This window comes from Paenibacillus sp. AK002, assembly GCF_053903045.1.
In genome coordinates this window covers 3,884,249-3,904,136 of record NZ_CP096377.1, presented here as the reverse complement: position 1 = coordinate 3,904,136, position 19,888 = coordinate 3,884,249, and the positions used below count along the sequence as shown (strand labels likewise).

Below are 19,888 nucleotides of genomic sequence, written 5' to 3'. Positions count from 1 at the left end.
GTCGGCATGAAGGAGGGGCGTCATCATGAAGAAAAAAACGGGACTGATCTCCCAGCAAATGTCCGCGCAAAGAAAACCCCTTGTTCTCCTGGGGGGCGTGTCGCTTGCGCTCGGTGCCGCCATCGTGGGCCAGGCCGTGCTGCTCGCGGAATCGGTGGAGAAGATATTTGTGCAGCGTGCTTCGTTGTCGTCGGTTGCCTTCATTCTTGTTATTCTGCTGGGCGTCATGGCTGCGCGTACGCTGCTGTCGTACGGCAATGGACGAATCGGTATGCAGATGGCTGCCCGGGCCAAAACGGATATGCGGGCGGCCGTGCTGCGAAAGCTGACCAAGGCTTCCATGCCGACGGCGCTTCGCGGGCAAACAGGCGGAAAGGTGAGCGTGGCGCTGGATGCCGTGGATGAGGCGGACAGTTATTTCAGCCAGTATGTGCCGCGAATGATGGAAGCTGCCATCATTCCTATTTTAATCTTAGCCGTTGTATTTACGCAGCATATGAATTCCGGGTTCATTATGCTGGTTACCGCTCCCTTTATCCCGATATTCATGGTATTGGTGGGGCTCAAAACGAAGAACAAATCGGAGGAGAAATTCGCGCAGCTGGCCGAATTTTCCGGCACGTTTCTCGACTCTCTGCAAGGACTCGTTTCGCTGAAGCTCTTCGGCCGTGCTCGTCATCATCAGCAGGACATCGAACGCAGCAGCCTGGGGTACCGGGATGCGACGATGGACATTTTGCGAATTGCGTTCACCAACACCTTCATGCTGGAATCCATCGTCATGCTCGGCATTGGCATCGTTGCGCTTGAGCTGGCGCTTCAGCTCCTGGTCTTCAAATCGCTTTCCTTCCACACCGCCTTTTTGATCCTGCTGCTGGTGCCCGAGTTTTATAGTTTGTTAAAAAACACGGGAACCGCCTTTCACGGGGGCCGCACCAGTATGGGGGCGATCCGTAAGGTGGAAGAGATGCTTGAGGAAACTCAGGATGAAGAAGCGGCAACCTCTCGACGTGAGGGTACTGATCATAGGGAGGGAACAGGCGAGTTAGATTGGACGACTGCAGTGGACAAGCCAGGGACAGCCGGTGGGGGGTTCATTCAAATGCCCCCGACCATCGAGCTGAGGGACATCCGGTTTCAGTATGCGCCGGATTCCTTCGAGCTTGCGGTGGGTTCCGCATCGTTTGGACCAGGGGAGCATATTGCGATTGTCGGTAAAAGCGGATCCGGCAAAACAACCTTGCTGCATCTCGTGGCCGGGCTGCTGAAGCCGGTATCAGGTGAAGTGCTGGTGAACGGAAGGGCGCTTAATTCAGACGATGAGGCTTCATGGTTTGATCATGTCAGCTACATTACCCAGCATCCATATATCTTTGCCGGCACGTTTGGCGAGAATATTGCGATTGGCGCGGGCAGGGATGTCTCTAGAAATGACGTCGAGCAGGCGGCTGAAGCTGCCGGACTTGCTGCGGTTGCAGCCGAGCTCGAGCAGGGCTATGACACCTTCGTTGGCGAAGGGGGCAGGGGGTTGTCAGGCGGCGAGAAGCAGCGGCTTGCGCTGGCGCGCGCTTTTTTGAAGCGGCCAGCCGTCATTTTGTTTGATGAGCCTACGGTGGGATTGGATCTCCACACCGAACGCGTGCTGCAGCTGTCCATTGCCGAGCTTGCAAGCAAAGCGACCATGATTACCGTGGCGCACCGCTTGTATACGATAAAAGATGCCGACAAGATCCTGTTTATGGACAACGGAGCCCTGCTTGGCTGCGGGCGCCATGAAGAGCTTCTTGTTCGGCTGCCGCAATATGCCGAAATGGTGGATGCCCATCGGAAAGGGAGGTTCGCATGAATGAGCTGGCAATTCTAACAAAAGCGATGATTGAGGAACGAAAGGATATTGCCATGGCGATCATCGGCGGATTCATAGCCGGCATCGCAGGAGTATGTCTCTTTTCACTTAGCGGATACCTCATTTCGCAGACGGTTTTTGCCCCGCCGCTCTATACCTTGATTGTGCTGACGTCTCTGGTGAAAATCCTGGGTCTGCTGCGGGCGGGCAGCCGTTATGCAGAACGCTTGTATTCCCATCGGGCGACGTTTTCACTGCTCAGCCGTTTGCGCACATCTTTTTTTGCCAAGCTTGTTCCGTTAACGCCAGGGATACTGGGCAAGAAGCGGAGCGGTGAGCTGCTCGCGCGGATCGTAGGGGATGTGGAAAGCCTGCAGCATTATTTTTTGCGCGTTGCTTATCCGCCTATCATCGTTGTTATGGTGTTTTTGGCGACGGTGTTGTTTACTTCCGCTTTCTCGATCTGGATTGCCTGTTTGTTTGTGGCGGGGATGCTGGCAACGGCTTTTGTGGTTCCAGCGCTGGTATTGCTTGGACAGAGAAGAATTCATGGTCGCGTTCGCCGGCAGCGGGCGGCATTTTCCACGGAAGTGACCGAACTGCTCTACGGGTTCCGTGATTTAAAAGTATATGGGCAGCTGAAGCAGCGAGAGAAGCTGCTGCAGCATGCCTCGGCAGTTTTATCAGCGGAGCAGCAGGCATCTGCCGTGCACCTGCTGCGAGGGCAATCGCTGCATACTTTTGTGACGTATCTCATTTCTTGGGGCGTGCTGATTCTCGGTGCTTATCTGATTATGGACGGCTCCCTTGCCGGCGTGTTTCTCGCCATGCTGGTCATGGCTTCGCTTACGGTGTTCGAAGAGGCGGCGCCAATGGCCACGCTGCCGGCTTATAAGCAGGACAGCGAGCACGCGGCCAAGCGGCTGGCGGAAATCGTTCATGCTGCCGATGTGATGTCGCCGCAGCCGAGCGGCTTTCTATCCGGCAACGAAGCCGTTTCGGTGGAGCTGCGCGGGGTTTCGTTCCAATATGAAGATGAATGGCGTCCTGCACTCCAAAACGTGTCCCTCCATTTTCCCGCTGGTTCCAAAACGGCCATTGTCGGACCGAGCGGGTCAGGGAAAACAACGATCGTCGAATTGCTGCTCAAGCTGCGTACCCCTACAGAAGGCGAGATTCGTTTGCATGATGTTTCGATTCAGGAATTGGATGAAGCGAGCATTTGGCAAGCGTCGAATGTAGTGCTGCAGCACAGTCATTTCTTCCGGGGAACCATTCGAGACAACCTGCTGCTGGATGCCGAACATCACGACGACCATGAGTTGTCCACTATACTGGATAAAGTCCAACTGCCGAATCAATCTCTGGACGCTGCGGTATATGAGAAGGGCGAGAACTTGTCCGACGGAGAAAAGCAACGGCTGGCCTTGGCGCGGGCCATGCTCCGGAAAGGGCGTTTGTGGCTTTTGGACGAACCGACGTCTTCATTGGATTACATCACCGAGCAGCGCGTTTTCAGACAATTGCTGGCGCAAGCGCAGGATGATACGCTTATTCTCATATGCCATCGGCTGACCGGCTTGGAAGAAATGGACCGGATCGTGGTTATGGATCAAGGCAGAATCATGGAAGCAGGCTCGTATTCGGAGCTGATGGAGCAAAAGGGCTACTTCTATGAAATGAAGCAAATTGAGCGGCAAATGATAGGCGAAGCCTGATCTTGCCATTGAAGTGTCGGGGGAATCTCTTCGCGTCACCGACATGTAAGGCTAGCAAAGTAGAACAACGCAAGATCCCTAAGTAAATATCAGAAGCACAGCCGATTTTCCTCCGGAGGAAGATCGGCTGTATAACCTTAACGGAGATATTGATTTCAGACGATTGGTGGAATAGGCGACCGTTTTTTTATATGTGGGCTATGCTCAATTTTTGCCAGCGGCAGTGTGCCAACCGCAGATAGATCAAAAAAAGGGCATTGCATATGGGGAATGAATCATATATTATGGATAACGTAGATCTGTGATTAAAATTTTTGTCAGTATAATGAAACGGGAAGTAATATACTTCACATGCGTGACAATTATGGATATCAAATATCCACAATTGTCATACTATGCACCATAAACCATAACGGAAAGCGAGAGGGATGTCTTGAACGATTTTTTTAATGAAGCCCTATGGGAACAAGCTTGGAAGGAACATGGCGACACCGTCATCAACAAAATGAAAAAAGCTGGAATTGAACCGGCCCGAGCGTTTGATCATAAGGCCCGGATCTTCAATGAGCAATCATTTAATGAAGAAGGGAGAAAAAGGACTTCGCGCATCATGAACTGGCTTGAAGGGCAAGGCATCCGATTCGATAATGCCTCCGTTCTGGATATCGGGGCCGCTTCGGGCGTGTTTTCGGTTCCGTTTGCGGAGCGCGGGGCGGATGTAACGGCCGTGGAGTCTTCGCTGCCATTGATCGATCTGCTGAAAGAGAATATAACAAATTTTCCACAGGATCAGGTGAAGATCGTTCCCGAACGTTTTGAAGATATTGACGTACAGGCCAAAGGATGGAGCCAGGCGTTCGATCTCGTTTTTCTCTCGATGTGCCCGGTCATCGTGGATTGGCAGAGCGTGGAGAAGGTACTGCAATGCGCCCGGGAGTTTTGTTATATCAGTATGCCCGCAGGTTCCACCGAGATCAGTCTAATGAATGAAATCTGGCCGCTCATCACCGATCAGCCTTACCGATCGAAACATATGGAATTCGGGTATTTGCTTCACCTGCTGTATCTCAAAGGGTATTCCTACGAGTCCCTTGTAACGCGGGAAACGAAAACGACGGAAGTCTCAAGCGAAACTGCGCTGCAGGAAATCATGAACTGGCTTCGCGGTCATGGTGAAGCCCTAGATGATCAGAAGCGGAAATTGATCACTGATTATTTGGAGCAAGCGTATCCGTCCGGCAAAGTCACCATCCGGCAGAGTGGGCGTTACGGCAAGGTATTGGTTCGATTGCAGGATGAACGCATGTACTCGGGAGAACGGACTTAAGCATTATCCTGATAAGTATTCCAATGACAATCTTTCCCGGCTCAACCAACCATTCTTGAACCTGCCGGGGATCAGATGATATGGTAGTAGAGCGTGAACCAACGATCCGGGAGAGGCGGGAAGATGTATGAAACTGAAATTTACGCACGTAAAAACGGTGGAAGCAATCGCTGAGGTTGCCCGACTGGCGGCAAAAATTTGGCGCGAATATTACGTATCCATCATTTCAATGGAGCAGATCGAATACATGATCGGCAAATATCAAGCAGTCCCGGCGATTACGGATCAGATCCGGCATCAGGACTACGAATATTACTTGATCCATTCGACTGACTCCTCCACCGTCGGTTATATGTCGGTCAGACAAGAAGAGGACAAGCTCTTCCTGAGCAAGTTTTACATTAGCAAGGAGCACCGCGGACGCGGCTATGCCAGTCAAGCGATGACATTCCTGGAAAAGCTGTGTAAAGACCGAAGCTTGAGCCATATTTGGCTGACGGTTAATCGACATAATGAATCCAGTATCACCGTATATGAGAAAAAAGGCTATCGAACCGTGCGGGAACAAATCGCGGATATCGGGAATGGATTTGTAATGGACGATTACATTATGGAAAAGGAAATTTCGGTTTCATAAGGTGCACGGCTTAAAACCCATGTTGAAATAAACGAAGCAACCCAAGCCCATTCGCTTGGGTTGCTTTTACTTTTATAAAGGGGATGGCTAGCCGGATTTTCAAGATAGCAATCCATAAGAAATCCGTTCTTGGTTGTTTTGCTATGATTGAAAAAAAGGAGTTGAATGAGGATGACAGTCAAACTTACCCCTTATTTAAATATGGAAGGGAATGCAAGGGAAGCTATCCGCTTCTATGAACAAGCATTAGATGCCGAAGTCCTTTCCATCATTACATACGGAGACATGCCGGAAATGCCGAACACATACACGGATGCATTAAATCAGCTAGTCGCACATGCGAAGCTGCGGATTGGCAAAGCTGAACTGATGTTCTCGGATGCACCGATCGGCACCTCGATTCCGAAAGGCAAACAGGTCACCATCTGCATTTCAACGAACAGCGTGGAGACATCCAAACGATTTTTTGAAGCCTTGGAGCAAGAGGGTCAAGTGAATATGCCGTTCGAGGAAGCCCCTTTTAGCCCAGGCTTTGGCGATGTAACCGATAAATTCGGCGTGACCTTTCAGATTTATACTGAGGTTTAATGTCTTTTCATGAACGGCGAAACTGACTTTAAGTACTAAACCTAGTCCGTTACCAAGGCTGGGTTTACTGCTTTTTACAGAGTATCGCTTGAGTGGGAAGACATTCCTCGGCGATAAATTTGATATAATGCTGCGAGGGGTTTTACATGGACAGAATGTGAGGTGTTTGCATGGACAACAAATATTTCGACCGCATCAAGGGTGGACTATACGGGGTGGCCGTGGGCGACGCTTTGGGCGGGACGACGGAGTTTATGAGTACGCGGGAGATCGAAGCAAAGTATGGTTATTTGACGGAAATCATCGGCGGCGGGGTCTGGAATCTGGAACCGGGAGAAGTGACCGACGATACGATGATGACGCTTTGCGTCGCGGCAGGCATTATCGAGAATCCTGCAGAGCCGATGGAAGCGATCGGGCGTTTCTTTATGGAATGGTATCAATCGCGGCCCAAAGACATCGGGAATATCATCCGGCATGTTTTTCAAACCTACGACGGGGATTGGCTCGAAGCGGCTTTTGTTGCGCATATGGATATGGGGCAAAGCGGCGGGAATGGATCCCTCATGCGCTGCCTGCCGGCGGCACTGGCCTATAATGATCTGGCGGATATGGAACGAGTGACGATTCTGCAGTCGAGGATGACGCATTACGATCCAAGGTGCACCGATGCCTGCCTCATGTACAACCGAATCGCGCGGCGCCTTTTACAGGGTGAAAACTTAAGGGCTGCCGTCATGGGCGAGGTGGCGGGAAGCGAATACGAACACAGGATTGAAGCCGAGCCCGATTGTCCGGCGAGCGGTTTTGTGGTGCATACCTTCCGCTGGGTACTGCATATTTTGCTCAACACATCCGATTTTGCAGGAGTCGTACAGAAGGCGGCCAATCTAGGGAATGATTCCGATACGATCGGCGCCATCGCCGGCGGGCTGGCAGGTATTTACTACGGGTATGAAGGCATACCAGCCCGATATGCGGAAGCGATCCTCATTAAAGATCGGCTCGACGGGACGGTTTCGCAGCTGTATACGTTGAAAACGTCTTAATATGTCTGTCTCGAAGCGACGATTGCTGAACAGTTACCGAATGAAGGGCATTCGATATCACGCGCCATGCTTTTTATAATCTCGGATAATGACATCCATCACGTGCTTCCCCCAATTCGAGGCTTCCGAGCCACGCTCATTCCAATCGAAGGTGATGAGTGCTTTCCACAAGGCCCATCCTCGTGCGCGATGAACGGTGTTATCATCAAAATTCATGCGGTTTAGGAAAATCCGGCGACTGTCGTCGTCAAAAAAGTTCCATGCCATCACGAGGTCGCTTGAAGGATCGCCGACACCCATAGTCCCGAAGTCGATAACGCCGCACAGCCGTCCATCCTTTACGAGCAGATTGCCTACAGCAACATCGCCGTGCAGCCACATCGGTGCGGATTGATATTTTGTCGTAAGGGAGAGTTCCCAAATTTCCGTCAAAAGCGCTTGATCGTATTCGTCGGATAGAGTTTCGATTATGGATCTGGTCTCATTGTCATAGACGGCAAGGTTTCCTCCGCGATGAAAATTTTGGGTGCCTGCCGGCACGCCGCCGCTTGCGTCGATCGCCTCCAACTCCTTCAAAAATGCAGCGAGGTCTTCGGCAAATTCGTTAACATCCCGAATGTTGGCATGCGTTACGGTTTCGCCTTCAATCCATCGATTGATCGACCATGGAAGAGGATACTCTTCCGTAGGCTCTCCTTTTGCAACCGGAGCCGGAATGGGCAAGGACAATTGGGGTTTGAAGACCGGGAGCCATGTCAGCTCTTTCTCGACAGCTGAAGCGTAGCGTTCGTGACTTGGCAGACGAACGGTCATATCGTTACCCAGCCGATAGGTACGATTATCGTGTCCGCTTTTTTCCACTGGTTTGATGGTTAAATCCTTCCATTGGGGGAATTGACTATGGATTAACCGGCGTACAAGTTCGGTGGTAATTTCAATCATACGTTCAACGCCTCCTGGGGTGAATTTTTTATAAAAGTCAGCAGTTGGTTTATTCAATACACACCGTTTCAGTTTCTGGATTCCGTTGGCATCCATTCACCGAAACTGCCGGTTGATGCAAGCAAGCTTACGGAGTTTATTCAACGAACTGGCGTGGTACCATCATTATAATTCCCGATTCCGAACAGATACAAGGGAGAGAATGGATATAAAAGAAACTGTAATTGAACGGAATTTAGCGGAACTACATAAGTGAAAATTCAGTCTTAAGTAGGAGGTGAACGATGATGCGGTCCGTATAATTAGATCATGAAAGGAGAGTCATTCCATTACACAAGAAATGCATTTTCATTGACAAATTGGAGGTAGAAAAGATTGACTAGGCACGATAAAAGCACCCAAGCACCAAGCCTGCTTCGCAATCGGTTCCTGCAGACGATTTTATTATCCAGCGTGCTCCTGCAGATCGGGATATGGGTACGTAATTTTGCTATTCTCCTGTACGTTGCGGATCGAACGAATAATGATCCATATGCGATCTCGTTAATCAGCGTAGCAGAATTCGCTCCTATTTTTGTTTTTTCGTTCATCGGGGGTACATTTGCCGACCGCTGGCGGCCTAAGCGAACAATGATCTGGTGCGACTTGTTATCCGCGGTATCGGTATTCGTTGTCCTTCTGACCTTACATTACGGTTCTTGGCATTCCGTCTACCTCGTTGCGTTTATCTCGGCTATCCTTTCACAATTCTCGCAGCCGTCAAGCATGCGTTTATTTAAGTATCATGTGGCTGAAGAACAACTGCAGCAAGGGATGGCGTTATTCCAATCGCTGATGGCCATCTTCATGGTGCTTGGCCCTATGCTTGGTACCTTCGTTTACAGCACGTTCGGCCTTGAAACATCGATTGCGATCATGGGCGCGGTTTTTCTGCTGTCCGCACTCGTCCTTGTTCGTCTGCCCGAGGATAATATGAAGCCGCAGACCATCGCCGCCAAAGGCCAGTTCCGTAAAGATTTCGTTGAGGGCTTCCGCTATGTTTGGCAAAGCCAGGTGCTGCGAATGCTTGGACTCGCGTTTGTTCTCGCAGGACTTGCGGTCGGCGTTGCTCAAGCCCTCAACCTGTTTATCGTAACCGAGCGGCTGGGCAGGAGCGAGGAGTTCCTGCAATACCTGCTGATGGTGAATGGTGCAGCCATGCTGATCGGCGGCGGGATCGTAGCCGTCTTTGCGAAGCGGGTACCGCCGCAATTACTTCTTGCCATAGGCATGCTGTCTGGCGCCGTCTGCACGACAATTGTCGGGTATTCGACGAGCATTCCGTTGACACTGACCGTTCAATTTCTAAATGGGCTTGTGTTCCCTTGCATTCATATCGGGATCAGCACGATGATTCTGAAATGGTCCAATGCTTCCATCGTCGGACGGGTGAACGGGGTTTTGAATCCGATGTTCGTTGGCATGATGGTCATTTCGATGTCTTTCGCCGGCGCGTTAAAGGATGCCTTCACACTGAGCACGATCTATAGCGGGGCAGGACTATTATTCCTTCTTGGCTCACTGGTCATGGTGCCGATCATGAATCAAAAAGCGCCGGATCACGGACATCTTGCACATCAAACCTAAGCCTTAACAGTTTCATGCGGAAGAACCGGCCAGGATTATGGCCGGTTTTTTTTCGACATCTGATGTTCAGAAAATACAAATCAAGCTTATTCCATAATCATGTAATTGTGGAAAACCTATCATGAAGATGTTAAGCTGATAATGACTGCTACTTTTTGAAAGGGGGACCTCATGAATGTTCCTCATGACACTCATGTTGTATGCGATCATCTTCATTTGCGGCTACGTTTGGATCAAAAAAAAGCTGAAGGTCTCCTCCACGTCAGACGGACTGCTATATAAGCATATCAATCGATTTCATTTGATTGGAGAGATCATCCTAGTAGTCGCTTCCCTCATTGCTATCTTCGTTATGAGATATGTATTGGAATGGAGAGTGTGGGCTCATCAGGATGTTATTCTTGTTGTTGCAATTCTGCATGCGTTCCGTTCCCTTGTAGAAAGACACTATATGAAGGACACCAAACAACATTTCCTCAGTGCTTATGCAAGTGTTAGCGGTTTACTGCTCTTTCTTGGCCTGGAGCTATTTGCATAACAAGACAAGAAGAACGGAATCCGATAACCTACTATGGTCGCCCTGTTTGATAGGATAAGATTAAACATGCATAAAAAGCCGTGGAAACCGCGGCTTTTTTTGTTTTAACGATGGACGTTAGCAAATTTGCTTTAACCATATCTATGTATGTTATCATAGTAATAATTAATATAAAGCTGAGTCTGATACTTGGAGGGAATACTCATTAGTAACGTTACCCTGAATGAAGCGATGATCATGTTAAAGAAGACGAGCCGGACTTTTTATATTCCCATAAGTTATTTGGAATTGGGATTAAAGGAGGCTGTTACATCTGCCTATCTATGCATGAGGGCAATTGACGAAATCGAGGACCATAAAGAACTCACGGACGAAGTGAAAGTGAAACTGCTGCTGGGCATTCATGATATATTCAAATCCGAGGATACGATGGTAACCCGAACACAGCATTTGCTTTCACCTTACCAAGAAATACTACCGGCCGTTACGATGCAGATCGATGACTGGGCGCATCTTTGTCCGTCGTCATGTGCCCCAATCGTATATCGCTACATCGCCAAGATGTCGTTGCATATGGCGCAGTGGGTTCAAAGCGGGTGGAATATCCATACGGAAGAGGATTTGGACAGATATACCTATAGCGTGGCTGGGATGGTTGGAGAATTGTTATCCGAGCTTTGGCTCTGGCATGACGGGACGCAGTCTGATTCAACCAAAGCAATTGCCTTCGGAAGAGGACTACAAGCGGTAAATATCCTTCGCAATAGAGAAGAGGATCTTCATCGTGGCGTCGACTTCTATCCGGATGGTTGGGGATTTAAGGAGATGCAGCAATACACACGCCGCAATTTACAAATTGCCGATTCTTATATTGCCGATTTGAAGGATGGTCCAGCATTGAAATTTTGCAAAATTCCATTATCTTTAGCTCATGCCACAGTAAATCTTATATCTGCTGGCGGAAGCAAATTAACGAGGGATGCCGTACTGAAAATCGTGAATCGCGTAACCGGTTAATCGCATTGTTCGAATGTATACCGGGAGTGATAATAACTTAGTGACAGGCAAGTGAATGAACTGCAAGAAATCCGATAGATCCATATTGAGTAGGCAGCCGACACGTAATCGGCTGCTTTTTTGTTAAGTACTAATAAATTCCCTCCATGAAACGGACGGATGGACCGATGGTGAGAAGTGGATACGCGAAGGGACAAGGATTTATGAGGGAGAGCGGAGAAGTTCATCATATGCAGAAATAAAAAAAGCTTGGCCATAAGCCAAGCGACAATAAAAAAATAATTGAACATGAAAAAGACGCTATGTTATAATCAATAGCGCAATTGAAAAAAATCAAGTTAACTGGCATTATCATTACTATTCCTAATTTGATTGTACACCAGTGACCTCTGATTTGTCAATGCTCTTTTTTATCCCCATAAAATGGTAAAGGGAGTGTGTCAGCACATCATGGAAGCAAAAGAATGGCAGACAGAACAAGAACGGCTGGAACAGGTCAGGGAAAAGCTGAAAGCAAGGATTGGCGAGTTGGAACCTGTGGTTACCGGGCTAAGCGACCAGGCCGCTGAGATACGCAGACGATTCTGGGAAGAAGTAACGGTGAACACAAGCACGGATGAAGAATTCGAAGAAACATTCTATACGATCAAACAACAGGCCGCGATATTATCCGAACGGGAACGCCGGCAGCGGCTTCTGACCCAGCAATGGAAGAACTTCAATCAGTTGTTGCCTTCTCCCTATTTCGGGCGCGTCGATTTTCTGGAAGACGGCATGAACCTGAGCGAGCAGATTTATATCGGCGTATCATCCTTCATCGATGAAGATGGAATGAACTTTCTGGTGTATGATTGGCGTACTCCCATCGCAAGTCTTTACTACGACCACTCCCCAGGCGCGGCCTCATACATCACGCCGATGGGGCAGATTTCGGGTAGGATGGAGCTGAAACGGCAGTATCAGATTCACAATGGTCAAATTCGAAATATGTTTGATGCGAACCTGACGATCGGCGACGAGCTGCTCCAGCAAATGCTTGCCAAAGGCGCAGATTCACAGATGAAAAGCATCGTATCCACCATTCAACGGGAGCAAAACGCCATCATCCGAAACGATCGCAGCCGGCTTCTGATCGTACAGGGCGCGGCCGGCAGCGGGAAGACCTCTGCGGCCTTGCAGCGCGTGGCGTACTTGCTGTATAAAAACCGCGATTCGCTGAAGGCTGACCAGATCGTTCTTTTCTCGCCGAATCCGATTTTTAATAGCTATGTATCCTCTGTTCTTCCCGAGCTCGGAGAGGAGAACATGCAGCAGACGACGCTGCAGGAATATCTCGAATACTGGCTGGGTCCATCCTTGCGACTGGAGGATCCCTTTGATCAGATCGAATATGTGCTGACCGCACAATCAACCCCGAATTACGAGACACGTCTTCAGGGAATTCAATACAAGGCATCGGAGTCTTTCATGAAAGCCTTGCAGAATTATGCGCAGTGGCTGGGCCGGGAAGGGATGCTATTCAAAGGCATTCGATTCCGGGAGCGTGATCTGATTACGGCGGAGCAAATGAGGACCCAATTTTACAGCTACGAGCCTTCCTTGAGCTTGGCCAATCGGGTCGAGCAGCTACAGAAATGGCTGATGAAGGAGTTATCACTACTGGAACGCAAGGAGCTTAAGGCGTCCTGGGTAGTCGAGGAGCTGAGTTACCTCGATACGGAGCTCTATGCGGAGGTGTTCGACGAGCTGCACAAGGATCGGGAAGTCTTTGACATTGCCGAGCATTACGCCGTAGTGAACGAGATAAAAAGCAAAAAACGCCGGGGAGATGAAGGCGACTTTGACTTCGCCGGACGGGAAGAGGAATTGCTCAGCCAGCGGATCGTGAAGAAGAGCTTCAAACCGCTGAGGCAAACCGTGAGGAAATTATCGTTTATCGATGCCCATGGCATATACGTCCAGTTGTTCGGCGATGTAGCTGCATATCGGGAAAAAACGAAGGAGTCCGATGTCCCTGCAATGTGGCCTGAAATCTGCAAGCAAACCAAAGAAAAGCTGGATCGGCTCGAATTATTCTATGAGGATGCGACTCCTTATTTGTATTTAAAAGAATTGATCGAAGGCGTTCGGACGAACACCGAGATTCGGCATATCTTCGTCGATGAGGGACAGGATTACTCGCCGTTTCAATACGAGTATCTCAAAAAACTATTCCCTCGTGCCCGCATGACGGTACTCGGCGATTTCGGGCAGGCGATTTTCATGCAGTCCACAAAGCTGCAAGGGGACGATTCGCCTCTGCTTCGGCTTTATGGTGAAGCCGATACAAGCTTGATTCGTCTAGTGCGCAGTTATCGTTCTACACGGGAGATCGTGGAATTCACGAAAGAACTGCTTATCGATGAGTCGGACATCGTACCCTTTGAGAGGAGCGGACCGAAGCCTGTTCTTGCTAGGTTTGAAGGCAGAGAGAGACGTGATGCGCAGTTGCTGAAAGACATCGCGGCACTTAAAGCCGAAGGCATCGACTCTATTGCCATCATTACGAAGACTGCGGCCGAAAGCCGGCAAGCATTGGAATCATTACAGTTGCAGGGATGCGAAGCCTTGCAGCTCATTACGAAGGAGACCGTCACCTATCAAAACGGGGTGATGGTTATCCCCGTATATCTGGCAAAGGGCATCGAGTTCGATGCGGTCTTAGTCTATGATGCTTCGTCTGAAGCCTACGGCAGGGAAAATGAACGCAAGCTTCTTTATACGGCCTGTACGCGGGCCATGCACCGCTTGCATCTTTACGCGACGGGCGAGTGGTCTCCGTTCGTGCAGGCAGTGCCTGAGCGTTTGTATGAGAAAACAACATAATTTGCTCGTATGTCAATAACCTTGGCCATTAAATCGACCAAGGTTATTATTTAGTTGATTTTGTTAGTCTGTCCAATACATCTTTAGACGGGGCGGGACTGTTCCTCCCTGGCTTGGCGCTGAGTGACTTGTCACAGGACAAGCTACGGCTTAAGGAGCTCTCGGTGCATCCTGGGGATTAATTACCTCCGTTGACACGACACTTAACGGTGTCATACAATGAATTCGTCACCGAATGGTGTCGTATAGTAGGAGGCCGTGGCCAGATGCCGTTTTTGAACTACCAAACGCAGAGGAGGCACCTTGATGACAAAAGGTGAAAGGAATACAAAGATTGATCCGTATTTTAATAAGCTTAAAAAGTGGAAGGAAGAGTTCGGGCTATTGAGAGAAATTGCGCTGGACTGCGGGCTGACCGAGGATTTTAAGTGGATGCATCCTTGTTACACGTTCGACGGTAAAAATATCGTGTTGATCCACGGTTTTAAGGATTATTGTGCGCTTCTGTTTCACAAAGGCGCATTGTTAAAAGATCCCCATGGGATCCTGATCCAGCAAACGGAGAACGTTCAGGCCGCGCGCCAGATTCGGTTTACCAATGCTCAAGATATAGATGAAATGCAACTGATCGTGAGAGCCTATATTACGGAAGCCATTGAAGTGGAGAAAGCCGGTCTGCAAGTAAATTTTAAAAAGAATACGGATTACACCATACCTGTAGAGCTGGAGAATAAGTTCGAGGAAATGACTAACCTAAAAGAGGCTTTTGAAGCATTGACGCCAGGTCGGCAGAGAGCGTACATTCTGCATTTCTCTGCACCCAAGCAAGCCAAAACACGAGAGTCAAGGGTTGAAAAATATATCCCGCATATCCTGAATGGTAAGGGATTAAACGATTAGTTATTTTTACATATTGGGGATTAAACACTGCGCTAAGCGCAGAGTTCTTCCAAACAAGAATACACGCCGAGGTAACAGGCTGCTGGTTCATCCAACCGGCAGCCTGTTTTTTTATTATTAGAATATTGACGCAAACCAGAATGCCACTTAAACTATTCAATATATCAATTGAATAGTTTATTGCAGGAGTGTTGAATCCATGAACGAAAGAGAGCTTAAAGACGAATTATACAGGGAATTTACACGAATTGGAAAATGCCTTTCCAGTCCAAAACGTTTAGAAATTCTGGATGTTTTGACACAAGGACCAAAATCCGTAGAAGCTATATCGAAAATTACATCCATGTCTATAGCGAATGTCTCTCAACACTTGCAGACACTCCATTATGCCAAACTAGTCGATTATAAGAAACGAGGGAATTTCGTTATTTATGAAATCGCTGATCCTGCAGTCTTGCACTTTTTAGACTCTCTGTATGGTTTATCTGAAAAACAACTAATTGAAGTCCAGCATATTAAAAACGAATTCCTGGGTCAGCTATCGGATATAGAAGAAGTATCGTTTGAAGAACTCATGAGCCGCATGGAAGCAGGGGAAGTGACGCTGATCGATGTTCGTCCACAGGACGAATATGAAGCTGCTCATATTCCTGGCGCTATCTCGATACCTATAGAAGAGCTGGCCGAACAGCTACATGTATTGCCTGAGAAGGCCAAAGTCGTAGCCTATTGCCGAGGTCCTCACTGTTTAATGTCTGTCAAAGCCATCGAGATACTAAAGTCCAAAGGAATCGATGCGGCTCGCTTAAGCAAGAGGGTTCAGGACTGGGAAGCATTTACGAATAAGCGAAACAGCGAAGAGCAGGCCATTTCGTGAAACAAGCTTCCTTCAATTTATCAATTCACTCAATCATGAAGGTATACGACGACGAATTGGAAAGCTTAAGGTCTGTGGAACCGGCCTCGATTCAAGGTAATCAGAGGGGCAACTTCATATCGCATTTCTACGGAAGGATGTCATTTGAATGTATTCGAAAAAAGACATGACGAAGCTGCCGGCTTCGCTGCAAGGCTATGTGGATTCACCCGAAAAACAACGTAAATTGTACCGGCGGACACTAAACATCGTTGTTGTTTCACAAATTTTCGGGGGCGCTGGTCTTGCGGCAGGCATTACCGTAGGGGCGCTTTTGGCTCAGGATATGCTGGGAACCGACAACTTTACGGGTATACCAACGGCACTGTTTACGTTAGGCTCAGCTGGTGCGGCCTTGCTGGTTGGCCGTCTTTCCCAACGATATGGACGCAGTTTGGGATTGGGACTCGGTTTTCTGACGGGAGGCATAGGAGCGATTGGAGTCGTATTAGCAGCCATGTTGAATAGCCTGACTCTGCTCTTAATCTCATTATTGATATATGGCGCAGGCACCGCAACGAATTTGCAGGCACGTTATGCCGGGACGGACCTGGCTAACTCTAAGCAACGAGCAACCGCAGCTAGTACGGCCATGGTATTCACTACCTTTGGTGCAGTAGCAGGCCCGAATCTAGTGAATGTCACTGGCGATTTCGCCCTGTCGGTGGGGATACCGAGTTTGGCCGGGCCCTTTTTATTGGCAGCTGCAGCATATATCCTTGCGGGCATCGTTTTGCTAATTTTTCTACGTCCCGATCCTTTGTTGGTAGCAAATGCTATAGCACTGCAGGGAAAATCGGATAAGCATGCCGCTTCGGCAAAAGAAATGGGTACTGCAGGATCAGGAAAGCGTGGAATCGCAATCGGCGCTGTGGTTATGATCTTAACGCAAATTATCATGGTAGCAATTATGACTATGACGCCCGTACATATGAGACATCATGGTCATGGACTAAGCGAAGTGGGTCTTGTCATTGGTTTTCATATCGGATCGATGTATCTTCCATCCCTGATTACCGGTATCCTGGTCGATAAAATCGGACGTAAGGCAATGGCTATGGCTTCTGGAGTTACGCTACTGCTTGCAGGGGTCATTGCCGCCATAGCACCGGCTGATTCCATGACCGTATTGATTGTCGCCCTATCTCTTCTAGGGTTGGGATGGAATTTTGGCTTGATCAGCGGAACGGCATTGATCGTAGATGCAACAACCTCAACAAACCGTGCGAAAGTGCAAGGGTCTGTTGACGTATTGATTGCCCTTGCGGGGGCATCAGGTGGTGCCCTTTCAGGTATGGTGGTTGCTCATTCCAGTTATGCCACACTTTCATTTGCCGGGAGCATACTCGCCCTGCTTCTGATCCCGGTTATGCTATGGCAAGGTCAGGATAAAAACGAAAAATCCATCTCTTTCTAACGCGAACCCGACGTTGCAGACTAACCCGTAAGAAGCTCTCCTTGTGAAAAAGGCGGAGCTTCTTTTCGTTGATTCTTCACCTTTTAAATGTCCGCATGTTTCTGACGTAGGGGGCCGTCTTCACAATCCAAAAGGCGAGGAGGCTTCGGATTTTGCCAGTCCTGTCCTCGTTTCGTTATCTACGGTTCAAAGCGATTCGTAAGCTAGCAATACACAATCATGCAAAGGAAACTCCGTGATTAATACGGTGTTTCTTTTGTTTATGTGGTTTAGAGTCAAGGGGAGCATCATGAGCGTTTATTGCGTATTGACTTAGAGTTAACTCCAAGTGATAGACTTAAGTCAGAGGAGGGATAATTATGGAGTATGTGAAACTAGGGAACACCGGTCTCGACGTATCCCGGATCTGTCTTGGATGCATGGGATTTGGCGTAGCCGAGCGCTGGATGCATCAATGGGTGTTGAATGAAGAGAGCAGCCGTCCTATTATTAAAAAGGCACTGGAGCTTGGCATCAATTTCTTTGATACGGCGAATGTCTACTCGGACGGTACAAGCGAGGAAATTGTCGGCCGCGCCTTGAAAGAATATGCGAATCGCGACGAAATCGTCCTGGCGACAAAGGTTCATTTCCGTATGCACGAGGGACCCAATGGGATGGGGCTGTCCCGGAAGGCAATCATGAGCGAAATCGACAAGAGCCTCAAGCGGCTGGGTACCGATTATGTTGATCTGTACCAGATTCATCGATGGGATTATGATACGCCTATCGAAGAAACGATGGAGGCGCTTCATGATGTGGTGAAAGCCGGAAAGGTTCGCTACATCGGAGCTTCAGCCATGTATGCATGGCAGTTTCTCAAGGCCCAGCATACCGCTGAAAAGAATGGCTGGACCCGTTTCGTTTCGATGCAGAACCATTACAACCTCATTTACCGCGAAGAAGAGCGCGAAATGCTGCCGCTGTGCAAATCCGAAAAAATCGGCGTGATCCCGTACAGCCCTCTCGCATCGGGACGATTGACGCGCGATTGGTCAGAGACGACGCATCGCTCCGAAACCGACATGACTCAGAAAGCCAAGTATGATGCCACGGCGGATGCCGATCGGGCCATTGTGGAACGGCTTGCAGGCATTGCGGAAGAGCGTGGCATTCCCCGTGTTCAAGTTGCGCTCGCCTGGCTGCTGCAGAAAGAACCGATCACGGCTCCCATTGTCGGCGCGACCAAAATATCTCACCTGGAGGATGCCGCAGCCGCGCTTACGGTCAAACTCACGCCGGAGGAGATGGCTTCCCTGGAAGAGCCGTACATACCTCACCGGGTTGTGGGTGCCTTATAGCTTTAACAACTGACTAATTCAGGAAAAGGTATTGAACTAAAAGTAGGTGAATCAAGACATGGCGGTGACGATTAAAGAAATCAGCGAAAGGTTCGGGCTTTCCCAGGATACCCTGCGCTATTATGAGCGCATTGGGTTGATTCCTCCTGTAAACCGGAACAAAAACGGTATCAGGGATTACACGGTGGAAGACATCAAGTGGGTCGATTTTGTTAAATGCATGCGTCAAAGCGCGGGGCTTCCGGTCGAGGTGCTGATCGAGTATGTTTCGCTTTTTCAACAAGGGGACGACACACTCGAAACGCGAAAGGGATTGTTGATGGAACAGCGTAATCGACTTGGGGAGAAGATCGAAGAAATGACAAACACACTGACGCGTCTGAACGATAAAATCGCAAGATATGAACAGACCATCATGACAAAAGAAAATGCGCTCAGGAAGCAGGCAGACTAACTTATACAAAACCGGGTTTCGGGAGGGTTCCCGACCCGGTTTTCTTAGCGTTTAGAATACTGTTGACCTGGTTTCTTGATTATAAATAAATGATCGTTTATTATAGTTTCATGAGACATAGAGATGATAACAAAGTGGAAGCCATTTTTGATGCAACAATTCAATTAGTGAATGAGATTGGTTTTGCGGAAACGTCGATTTCCAAAATAGCTAAAAAAGCTAATGTATCGGCTGCAACGATCTATATTTATCATGAGAATAAGGAGGATCTGCTGCTTAAAACTTACTTAAAAGTGAAGGGCAAAATGAGTAAGAGCATGTTACAGGGATTCGATGATACGCGATCCGTTAAAGAACGCTTTGAATCGATCATCCGCAAGTATGTTGAGTTTATACATACGCACAAAGACTATTTTTTATTTTTAGAGCAAATCAAGGCTTCTCCATTACCCCAGAAATGGTGTTTGGACGATACCGCAAGCCTATTCCAGCCTATTTTCGAGATGTTTGAAACGGGAAAGAAGCAGAACATATTGAAAGCGGAAGATGTGGATATGTTGATCGTATATTCGATCTTACCCGTAGCCGAATTGGCGAAATCACATCTGAAGAACGGAGCCCGATTGGGTAATCGGGAATTGGAAGCAGCTATAGTTATGAGCTGGGATGCAGTGAAAGCTTAAACGTAAGAAGTAGCATTAAAATTAA

Annotated in this window: 17 protein-coding genes; 16 read left to right on the top strand and 1 reads right to left on the bottom strand. The window is 48.6% G+C overall.

What is annotated here, in order from left to right; all coding sequences use genetic code 11:
* Nucleotides 1-25: 25 nt before the first annotated feature.
* The 6 genes from cydD (at nucleotide 26) to M1D70_RS17115 (ending at nucleotide 7,165) form a co-directional block, all read left to right on the top strand.
* Nucleotides 26-1,846, top strand: a complete 1,821-nt coding sequence (gene cydD, locus M1D70_RS17140; protein ID WP_456287438.1) for a thiol reductant ABC exporter subunit CydD — start codon at nucleotides 26-28, stop codon at nucleotides 1,844-1,846.
* Nucleotides 1,843-3,564, top strand: a complete 1,722-nt coding sequence (gene cydC, locus M1D70_RS17135; protein ID WP_456287437.1) for a thiol reductant ABC exporter subunit CydC — start codon at nucleotides 1,843-1,845, stop codon at nucleotides 3,562-3,564. Before cydD ends, cydC begins: the two co-directional genes overlap by 4 nt.
* 433 nt (nucleotides 3,565-3,997) lie before the next feature.
* Nucleotides 3,998-4,891 carry a class I SAM-dependent methyltransferase gene (locus M1D70_RS17130; protein WP_456287436.1) on the top strand — a complete coding sequence of 298 codons (894 nt, stop codon included), beginning with the start codon at nucleotides 3,998-4,000 and terminating at the stop codon, nucleotides 4,889-4,891.
* 127 nt (nucleotides 4,892-5,018) lie between these two features.
* Entirely contained in the window at nucleotides 5,019-5,528 is a 510-nt protein-coding gene (locus M1D70_RS17125; RefSeq protein ID WP_456287435.1) for a GNAT family N-acetyltransferase, read from the top strand.
* A 171-nt stretch (nucleotides 5,529-5,699) separates the two neighbouring features.
* Nucleotides 5,700-6,116 carry a VOC family protein gene (locus tag M1D70_RS17120; RefSeq protein ID WP_456287434.1) on the top strand — a complete coding sequence of 139 codons (417 nt, stop codon included), beginning with the start codon at nucleotides 5,700-5,702 and terminating at the stop codon, nucleotides 6,114-6,116.
* A gap of 170 nt (nucleotides 6,117-6,286) precedes the next feature.
* Complete coding sequence (locus M1D70_RS17115; RefSeq protein WP_456287433.1) at nucleotides 6,287-7,165, top strand: ADP-ribosylglycohydrolase family protein; 879 nt, start codon at nucleotides 6,287-6,289, stop codon at nucleotides 7,163-7,165.
* A gap of 57 nt (nucleotides 7,166-7,222) precedes the next feature.
* Here M1D70_RS17115 and M1D70_RS17110 read toward each other — a convergent pair whose 3' ends face one another.
* The gene (locus tag M1D70_RS17110; RefSeq protein ID WP_456287432.1) at nucleotides 7,223-8,107 is read right to left on the bottom strand and encodes an aminoglycoside phosphotransferase family protein; all 885 of its coding nucleotides are present in this window, start codon (nucleotides 8,105-8,107) and stop codon (nucleotides 7,223-7,225) included.
* A 375-nt stretch (nucleotides 8,108-8,482) separates the two neighbouring features.
* On the opposite strand from M1D70_RS17110, the gene M1D70_RS17105 reads away from it, so the two are divergent.
* From M1D70_RS17105 to M1D70_RS17060, 10 genes are all read left to right on the top strand, one after another.
* A complete protein-coding gene (locus M1D70_RS17105) occupies nucleotides 8,483-9,733 on the top strand; it encodes an MFS transporter (RefSeq protein WP_456287431.1) in 1,251 nt (416 codons plus the stop codon).
* Between the two features lie 175 nt (nucleotides 9,734-9,908).
* A complete protein-coding gene (locus M1D70_RS17100) occupies nucleotides 9,909-10,271 on the top strand; it encodes a DUF4181 domain-containing protein (RefSeq protein WP_456287430.1) in 363 nt (120 codons plus the stop codon).
* A 231-nt stretch (nucleotides 10,272-10,502) separates the two neighbouring features.
* Nucleotides 10,503-11,288 (top strand): squalene/phytoene synthase family protein, encoded by a 786-nt coding sequence (locus M1D70_RS17095; RefSeq protein WP_456287429.1) that lies wholly within the window; start codon nucleotides 10,503-10,505, stop codon nucleotides 11,286-11,288.
* 450 nt (nucleotides 11,289-11,738) lie between these two features.
* The gene (gene helD / locus M1D70_RS17090) at nucleotides 11,739-14,153 is read left to right on the top strand and encodes an RNA polymerase recycling motor HelD (protein WP_456287428.1); all 2,415 of its coding nucleotides are present in this window, start codon (nucleotides 11,739-11,741) and stop codon (nucleotides 14,151-14,153) included.
* Nucleotides 14,154-14,459: 306 nt separating this feature from the next.
* A complete protein-coding gene (locus M1D70_RS17085) occupies nucleotides 14,460-15,053 on the top strand; it encodes a YdeI/OmpD-associated family protein (protein ID WP_456287427.1) in 594 nt (197 codons plus the stop codon).
* A gap of 199 nt (nucleotides 15,054-15,252) precedes the next feature.
* Nucleotides 15,253-15,930 (top strand): ArsR/SmtB family transcription factor, encoded by a 678-nt coding sequence (locus M1D70_RS17080; RefSeq protein WP_456287426.1) that lies wholly within the window; start codon nucleotides 15,253-15,255, stop codon nucleotides 15,928-15,930.
* 148 nt (nucleotides 15,931-16,078) lie between these two features.
* Nucleotides 16,079-17,386, top strand: a complete 1,308-nt coding sequence (locus M1D70_RS17075; protein WP_456287425.1) for an MFS transporter — start codon at nucleotides 16,079-16,081, stop codon at nucleotides 17,384-17,386.
* 359 nt (nucleotides 17,387-17,745) lie between these two features.
* Complete coding sequence (locus M1D70_RS17070; RefSeq protein WP_456287424.1) at nucleotides 17,746-18,726, top strand: aldo/keto reductase; 981 nt, start codon at nucleotides 17,746-17,748, stop codon at nucleotides 18,724-18,726.
* A 58-nt stretch (nucleotides 18,727-18,784) separates the two neighbouring features.
* Complete coding sequence (locus tag M1D70_RS17065) at nucleotides 18,785-19,180, top strand: MerR family transcriptional regulator (RefSeq protein WP_009592451.1); 396 nt, start codon at nucleotides 18,785-18,787, stop codon at nucleotides 19,178-19,180.
* A gap of 110 nt (nucleotides 19,181-19,290) precedes the next feature.
* Nucleotides 19,291-19,863 (top strand): TetR/AcrR family transcriptional regulator, encoded by a 573-nt coding sequence (locus tag M1D70_RS17060; RefSeq protein ID WP_456287423.1) that lies wholly within the window; start codon nucleotides 19,291-19,293, stop codon nucleotides 19,861-19,863.
* The last annotated feature ends 25 nt before the right edge of the window (nucleotides 19,864-19,888 follow it).